The sequence below is a fragment of the Halocatena pleomorpha genome, assembly GCF_003862495.1.
GTDB classification, from domain to species: domain Archaea; phylum Halobacteriota; class Halobacteria; order Halobacteriales; family Haloarculaceae; genus Halocatena; species Halocatena pleomorpha.
In genome coordinates, this window is sequence record NZ_RRCH01000006.1 from 37025 (window position 1) to 44161 (window position 7137).

Genomic DNA, 7137 nt, shown 5'->3' on the forward strand with positions numbered 1-7137 from the left:
TCTCCGTGTGTAAAAATCACCCATCACGGAACATCCGCAAAATCGCGGGTCTGATATGCCCGGGCGCAAAATTCTCCCCTACTGGGGTGTCGACGGACACCGATCGACGCACACAATGACGAACCACGATACCGGCAGCCCCTTCGCACCACACACACCCTCTGAGACGGCAGCGATGCTCGCTGCCGTGGGGGTGGACAGCGAGGAGGAGCTGTTTGACATTCCGGAGAACGTACTGTTCGGCGGCGAGTTTGGCATCACTCGTCGGTCAGAACAGTCAGTGATCGAAGAGACAACAGAACTACTGGGCGAAAACGACGATCTGACGGAGTTTTTGGGTCGTGGCCATTACGACCACTACGTTCCGTCGTGGGTCGACCACATCGCAGACCGATCAGAGTTTCTCACGAGCTATACGCAGTATCAACCCGAAATCGCTCAGGGATTCCTGCAAGCCTTGTTCGAGTACCAGTCGATACTCGTCGAGTTAACGGGACTGCCCATAGCGAACTGCTCGATGTACGACGCCGCCACCGCACTCGGGGAGGCCGCAACCCTCACAAGTCGCGTTCGCACAGCGACAGGCGAGACAGTGCTCGTTCCCGAATTGCTCGATGCGCGCCGTCGGGACGTGCTGGAGAACTACGTGGCTGGAACCGAGTTGAACGTCGAGACGTACCCGATGAACGACGGGAACGCTGACCTGACAGCGCTCGAACGCCGGATGGACGAAGACGTTGCGCTGTTGTACGCCGAAACGCCGACCGTTCGAGGCACCATCGAGGAACAACTGTCCGAACTCGGCCGGCTCGCACACACAGCCGACGCCCTGTTCTGTTTAGGAACTGATATTGTCGCGCTCGCGCTGGTAGAAGAGCCTGCAGGCGTCGGTGCGGATATGGTCGTCGGAGAGGCTGGTTCACTCGGACTGTCCACCAGCTACGGGATGGGTCTTGGGCTGTTCGCGTGTCGGGAGCAGTTCCTGCGGCAAGTACCGGGGCGGCTCGTCGGTGCCAGCACTGACGAGACCGACAGACGGGCGTACACGCTCACGCTTCAGACGCGGGAACAACACATCCGACGAGAACGCGCGACGAGCAACATCTGTACGAATCAGGCGTGGGTCGCACTCCGCACCGCGATGTGTGTCGCGTCGCTCGGTCCCGACGGACTGGTCGAACTCGCAAACGACTGCGTGAGTGGGGCGCGAGAACTCGCTGACAGACTGAACGCCATCGATGGCGTTACAGCCCCGGTACACGACCGACACCACTTCCGAGAGTTCCTCGCTCGCGTTGCGGACGCACCGGATGTACGAAAACGACTGGAGACGCGCGGGTTCGCCGTTCACGCCATCGACGACCACCATCTACAGGTGTGTACGACCGAGACGAACGCGGACGAACGCGGCCGTCTCTGCACAGCCATGGAGGACGCCGTATGAAGTACGACCAAGCGCGGTGGACCGAAGACGAGGATCGATACGAACCACTGCTCGCAGAAAAGCGATCGACAACGGTCGATGTCGGCGGAACGGAGTCGGCGCTCCCGGAAGATCTAACGCGCGACTCGGTCACGCTGCCCGATCTCTCCGAGCCGGAGCTGACCCGACACTACACCCGGCTGTCAGCGATGAACTACGGGATCGAGAACGGGCCGTTTCCGCTCGGTTCCTGTACGATGAAGTACAATCCCTCGTTCACCGAAGATGTCGCAGCACTCCCGAGTGCGAGCGTTCATCCTGATCGATCCCAAGCAAGCGTCCAAGGAACGCTCGAACTCCTGTATCGATTGCAGGAGTATCTCGGCCGGATCGGCGGGATGGACGCGGTTACCGTACAACCGCCGGCAGGAGCGGCAGGGGAGTTCACCGGGATCCTCGTCGCCAAGGCCTATCACGACGCTAACGGCAACGACAGGACCGAGGTGATCATTCCGGACAGCGCCCACGGAACGAACTTCGCCAGCGCCGCACTCGCAGGGTACGACGTGGTGAGTCTCCCCGGTGGCGAGGACGGGCGGGTCGATCTCGACGCACTCTCGGCGGCCGTTAGCGAGGATACCGCCGCGCTGATGTTGACGAACCCGAACACGCTGGGGCTGTTCGAACGCGATATCACTGAGATTGCGGATATCGTGCACGACGCTGGAGGGCTGTTGTACTACGATGGCGCAAACCTGAACGCGCTGCTCGGACGAGCACGCCCTGGTGATATGGGCTTTGACGTGATGCACTACAACGTTCACAAGACGTTTGCGACGCCCCACGGTGGTGGTGGACCTGGAGCTGGTCCCGTCGGCGTTACTGAGGAGCTCGCGGAGTTCCTTCCAGAGCCGCGGGTGAGACAGACGGACGAACACGGTAACGACTTCGAACTGTTCACCCCTGAGCGGTCGATCGGACGTGTTCACGGCTATCAGGGCAACTGGCTCGTGTTGCTCAAAGCCTACGCGTACATCGCCCGGCTCGGTGACGCCGGCCTTCGGGACGCGAGCGCCAAGGCGGTGCTGAACGCGAACTACCTCGCCAGTCAGATCGAATACGAGGTTCCGTTCGGGCCGTTCCACCACGAATTCGTTGCCAGTGCGACGAACGACGCCGCCGACGTGGCCAAACGGATGCTTGACCACGGTGTCCATCCACCGACGACGAAGTGGCCCGAAGCCGTTGAGCAAGCACTGATGACCGAACCGACCGAAATCGAAAACCGACGAACACTCGATCAGCTCGCAGAAGCGTTCAACGCCGTCACCGCCGAAGACGAAAACACGATCGAGACAGCACCGCAACGCACCGCCGCCCGACGGATCGACCAAGCCGCTGCCGCCAGAACCCCGCGACTATCGTGGCAGGCGCTGGCCGAACACGACAAACAGTAGAGCGAGACCGCCGAATCACGGCTCCGGGGATCACTCCCATCCTATCGCTGGGAGGCGACGAACGCAGTTCCGACAGTACGTGTAGATCGGATCGTTTTCCGTGCCGCAGTGAGGACACGTGATCAGCGCCGGGTCAATCTCCGAGGACGAGGTGCCGCCATCGAACGACAGCATCGGCTGTGGATCGTTCGGATCGATCCAATAGGGGTTTGTGGCAGGGGTTGGGACATCGTCATCGGGATCGTCCTCTTCCAGACGGCGAGCGACGTAGATGAGTATTGGGATCTGGAGCAAGGGAAAGACCGCGAGGACGAGAAGCCCCCACACCAGCGTACTCATAAACCTACTACGTTAGCTAATGACTTACACATTACGGTGTTTTTATACTTCTATTCGGGATGAACGGCGATAATCGTATAGTGATAGAACAACACACTACACGTTATGCCAGCAGAATCGGTCGTCTCGCTCGGATCGATCGGTGGCGTCACGGTTGGATTAGGCGTCCTGTTGATCGGCGTCGCCAGTCATGGGGGCGAACTGCTCCAAACCGTCGGCGGTGCGGTGGTGGTACTTAGCGTCGGTGCGCTCGCTATGTCACTATCCAGACTAGACAGTTCGACAGAACCGATCGAGAAAGGGTAACGCTATTGTACTGCCAGGAACAACCCACGTGTGCAGTCCCGTGGTGTAGCGGCCAATCATAATGGCCTTTGGACGTGAAACGGCACCGGCCGATCGCGGAAGACAGCCATTGACCCCAGTTCGAATCTGGGCGGGACTATCGGACTGTTCGTTTCTGTCGTGTTCTGCTCACGGATCAGCTAGTGACTCGCGGAAAAACTGGATCAGAGACGCTTGCTACAGATACGCTGCGTCCCATCGAGTCGCCTTGCGTTGGTTTCCACACTGGTTACATTCGGCGCGGCCCATTGCGTCCATGGCAATGTCGAGACTATCACAGTTCGAGCAGAAATAGCCGTAGCGATTGGTTCGCTCCGTGTCGTTGTAGGCAGCGAAAAACGGCGCGACGCTGCCCCGTTCTGCGTCGTCGTAGTCGATGTGTACCCCACCGTTCTCGGACGTGATGGTTTCGATATCTGTCAGCTCGTCTTCAACGTAGATGTTTTCGACGTACTGAGTACCGTCGATGTCGACGTGCTCATCGCCGGCTTTGACGAGATCGTGCTGCTCGTAGAAGTCATTGCCACTGTGGTTGTCCCGGAGCACCCGCCCACGAAGCCGCGCCGCGCCCATCGTCATCAACCGATCGTAAATGGCGTCGTACAGACGCTCGCCAACGCCGTTACCCCGGTAGTCAGGGTCGACGTGCAACCAGAGCAGATCACCGTCACCGCCTGATTCCACGACAACACCCTCCGCAAATCCAGCGATGGTTTCCCCTCGTTCTGCAACCAACACGACGTACTCGGACTCCTCAAGTTTGTTGGTGAGTTCCTCCTCGTTGTACCATTGTGTCACCGCGCTTTCGATGGCTTGCGGACTGAGTGAATAAGAAGTCTCAAGTGATCGACGCGCAACCGCACGAACCGCTGCTCCGTCCTCTAGTTTTGCTGTTCGTATGTTCATATTATGCTAAACTCATTCTGGGACAATAAACCCCCCTGCCGGTGGCGAATATCCGACAGCCACTCAGTAAGAGACCGAGGGATTTCTCCGGAAAGACGCCATAAAACCCGGAGAACGATCATTGTCTGTTCCCATGATGTGAAAATATGACATCGGTAATTATAGTGAACAGCTAAACGCAGTCGTTCACACCGCTGGATCTGTGTAAGGACTTCATTTCTATTTCTAGATGCTGGGAAACGCGTCTGTTCGCGAGTTGGAGGGACTGAGCGTCCCCTTTGTCACCCCGTAACCCTCAAGACTGTAACACCACTATCCACGTGCAACATGAATATTTGGCGGTACAGGGGGCGGTACTGTGGGGGTTGAGATACGCGAAAATCCCGTTACCGACGACGATTTCGAGGAAATGAAACAGTTCGTCCACGATTATCTCACTGCGAGTGTAGAAGGTGAAGAGGACGGCGGCCGGATGCGGTGGTATCCGTGGCATTCAGCGGAGTACCGGTTCAACCATATCCTCAACGTCGTGTCGATCGCGACACACATCGCAGAAAAAGAAGGTGCGAACGCAGATGTCGTTCGTGTGGCGGCACTGTTCCACGACATTGCGAAACTCGAAGTCGATCAGGACGTTCACGCTGACGCCGGCGCTCGCATCACGCGGGAGTATCTCCGGAGTCACTGCGAGTATCCGATCTCGTTCGTGGACGAGGTGTGCGATTCGATCAAAAACCACTCGTATCAAGGGCCGCTCACGGATCTACCACTGGAAGCGCGTTGTCTCATCGAAAGCGATCTCCTCGATAAGGTCGGTGCCAACGGGATGACGCTCATTCTTCTTCGGATGGGCTATGAGGCCCGAACCCACACGGACGCCCCGGAAATGATCAATCGAATTGTCGAGCGCGGTGAAAACGTGGTCGAGCGCATCGTGAGCGACACCGCAGAGAGCATCGCCCATCAGCGTCTGAAGCGCGTTCGGTGGTTCCGTGAATGGCTCATCTCGGAGATAGCACAGTTGGAACCGAACGACTCGGAAGCGATCGAGTAGCGTTCGAGTCAGCCAATCAACAGCGTGGCTGCGTCGACAAGAAAGTAAACGCCGAACCCACCGAGGACGACCGCGCTCGCGGCAGCGGTAAGCGGTGCGAACGAATCCATCCGTTTTCGTGCGGCGATGAGTACTGCCGGAAAGCCGACGACCCAGAGCATGATACCACCGAACAGCCCAACGAGAAGTAGCGGCGTTCCGGTTTGAACGACGAACCACCCGGCGAGCGCTGTTGACAGCGGTGCGAGTACGTCGACTGTGCCCGGATCAAGCAGCGCGACACCGGCAGTCAGCCAAAACAGGATCTGATACGGATTCGTGATCGCCAGCACGAACGCCCGACGAAAGCCACGGTCCGCTCCAGCAGCGTCTGCCGTCCGGAAGCCGCTTTGGAGATCGGTAGCTGTGTCATAGGCGAAGTACAGCATCAACACACCACCGATAGCGACCATCGCGGCCCGGAGCGTCGGCAAACGTTCGATGGCTGCTACCACGCCTAACAGTGCACCGACAAAAAAACAGATATCCGCCGTCATCGCTCCCAGACCGGCACGGACGCCCGACCGCCACCCGTGGGCAACGCTCTCCTCAGCGATGACGGCGTTCATCGGTCCCGGCGGCGCAGCGAGCGCGATCCCGAACACCACGCCCGCAACGAACGTTACTACCTCGGTCACAGAGAGTGTAGGATCGAAACTGCGAAAAAACGAACGGATATCGATGAGTTGTCGTGTGGACGAGCATCGCTGTGACCGGTAGCGTCGAATCCGAGAATGAGAGAACGCTCTCCCCGATGGTTCACATATCAACCACTGATACAGTTACGAGCGCATACCTGCGTCTTTAGGCGCAGGTCAAGCGGACCATAGCGTACACAACCACATTCGATAGCTCTACTGGATTTCCAACGTTCTTTCGGTGGTTTTATAGTCGCTCAGGGTATAGTGTGCAGTACGATGAAGACCACACGGCACGCGACCTACAACCTCAACTACCACATAGTGTGGATACCGAAGTACCGCCAATCGGTACTTGTCGGTGAGGTTGCGCGCCATGTGGAAACCATTCTCCACGAAATAGCCGACGATAAGGGATTGGAGATTATCGACCTCACCATCCAACCCGACTACGTTCACCTGTTCGTCAGTAGCCCACCGAAACACGCTCCATCGCTCCTTGCCAACTGGTTCAAGGGGATTTCGTCACGGAAGTACAACCACCGTCACGTTACTCGTGACAGTGACAAAATACAGTGGGCACGTGGCTACTACGCAGGAACGGCAGGCCACGTCTCCAGCGAGACTGTCCAAGAGTACATCCAACGTCACGCGGTGAACGAACCGTGACGGAAGTCACTGAGACGTTGGAACTGAAACTTGTAGACCCGAATACCCACAAGCATCGTAAACTCTGCGAGACGAAAACTGCCTACCAGCGTGCGCTCAGTGCCGCATTCAACGCGAACTGTACCACGCAGTCCGCGACGAACGACATCGTGGTTGACTACGACCTGAGCGGCTACGCGAAGAACGCGCTCAAAAAGTACGTCCCACAACTCTGTGGCGGGAGTTACGACGCGAAAGAGTTGTCCGACGACCACCCAGTTCGATTCA

8 protein-coding genes, 1 tRNA gene and 1 pseudogene are annotated in these 7137 nt (G+C 58.0%); 7 read left to right on the plus strand and 3 right to left on the minus strand.

Annotation, left to right across the window (positions count from 1 at the left end; genetic code table 11):
- Positions 1–115: 115 nt before the first annotated feature.
- Positions 116–1444 carry an aminomethyl-transferring glycine dehydrogenase subunit GcvPA gene (gene gcvPA, locus EIK79_RS04095; RefSeq protein ID WP_124953871.1) on the plus strand — a complete coding sequence of 443 codons (1329 nt, stop codon included), beginning with the start codon at positions 116–118 and terminating at the stop codon, positions 1442–1444.
- Positions 1441–2880, plus strand: coding sequence for an aminomethyl-transferring glycine dehydrogenase subunit GcvPB (gene gcvPB, locus EIK79_RS04100; RefSeq protein WP_124953872.1), 1440 nt, complete (start codon positions 1441–1443; stop codon positions 2878–2880). Before gcvPA ends, gcvPB begins: the two co-directional genes overlap by 4 nt.
- A 30-nt stretch (positions 2881–2910) precedes the next feature.
- Here gcvPB and EIK79_RS18395 read toward each other — a convergent pair whose 3' ends face one another.
- Complete coding sequence (locus tag EIK79_RS18395; protein ID WP_221621678.1) at positions 2911–3219, minus strand: DUF7577 domain-containing protein; 309 nt, start codon at positions 3217–3219, stop codon at positions 2911–2913.
- A gap of 105 nt (positions 3220–3324) precedes the next feature.
- Between EIK79_RS18395 and EIK79_RS04110 the strand changes: the two genes are divergently transcribed.
- Together EIK79_RS04110 and EIK79_RS04115 are read left to right on the plus strand one after the other, a co-directional pair.
- Entirely contained in the window at positions 3325–3525 is a 201-nt protein-coding gene (locus EIK79_RS04110) for a hypothetical protein (protein ID WP_124953873.1), read from the plus strand.
- A 34-nt stretch (positions 3526–3559) separates the two neighbouring features.
- Positions 3560–3664 (plus strand) — tRNA-Gln (locus EIK79_RS04115).
- A gap of 77 nt (positions 3665–3741) precedes the next feature.
- Here the strand turns inward: EIK79_RS04115 and EIK79_RS04120 are convergent.
- A complete protein-coding gene (locus tag EIK79_RS04120) occupies positions 3742–4470 on the minus strand; it encodes a GNAT family N-acetyltransferase (protein WP_124953874.1) in 729 nt (242 codons plus the stop codon).
- Positions 4471–4828: 358 nt separating this feature from the next.
- Between EIK79_RS04120 and EIK79_RS04125 the strand changes: the two genes are divergently transcribed.
- Complete coding sequence (locus tag EIK79_RS04125; RefSeq protein WP_124953875.1) at positions 4829–5524, plus strand: HD domain-containing protein; 696 nt, start codon at positions 4829–4831, stop codon at positions 5522–5524.
- Positions 5525–5532: 8 nt separating this feature from the next.
- On the opposite strand, the gene EIK79_RS04130 is transcribed toward EIK79_RS04125, so the two are convergent.
- Entirely contained in the window at positions 5533–6201 is a 669-nt protein-coding gene (locus EIK79_RS04130) for a LysE family translocator (protein WP_185715501.1), read from the minus strand.
- Between the two features lie 279 nt (positions 6202–6480).
- Between EIK79_RS04130 and tnpA the strand changes: the two genes are divergently transcribed.
- Positions 6481–6870, plus strand: a complete 390-nt coding sequence (gene tnpA, locus EIK79_RS04135) for an IS200/IS605 family transposase (protein WP_124953876.1) — start codon at positions 6481–6483, stop codon at positions 6868–6870.
- Positions 6867–7137: pseudogene (locus tag EIK79_RS04140) on the plus strand (RNA-guided endonuclease TnpB family protein); the annotation flags it as partial. The gene tnpA and the pseudogene EIK79_RS04140, both read left to right, overlap by 4 nt.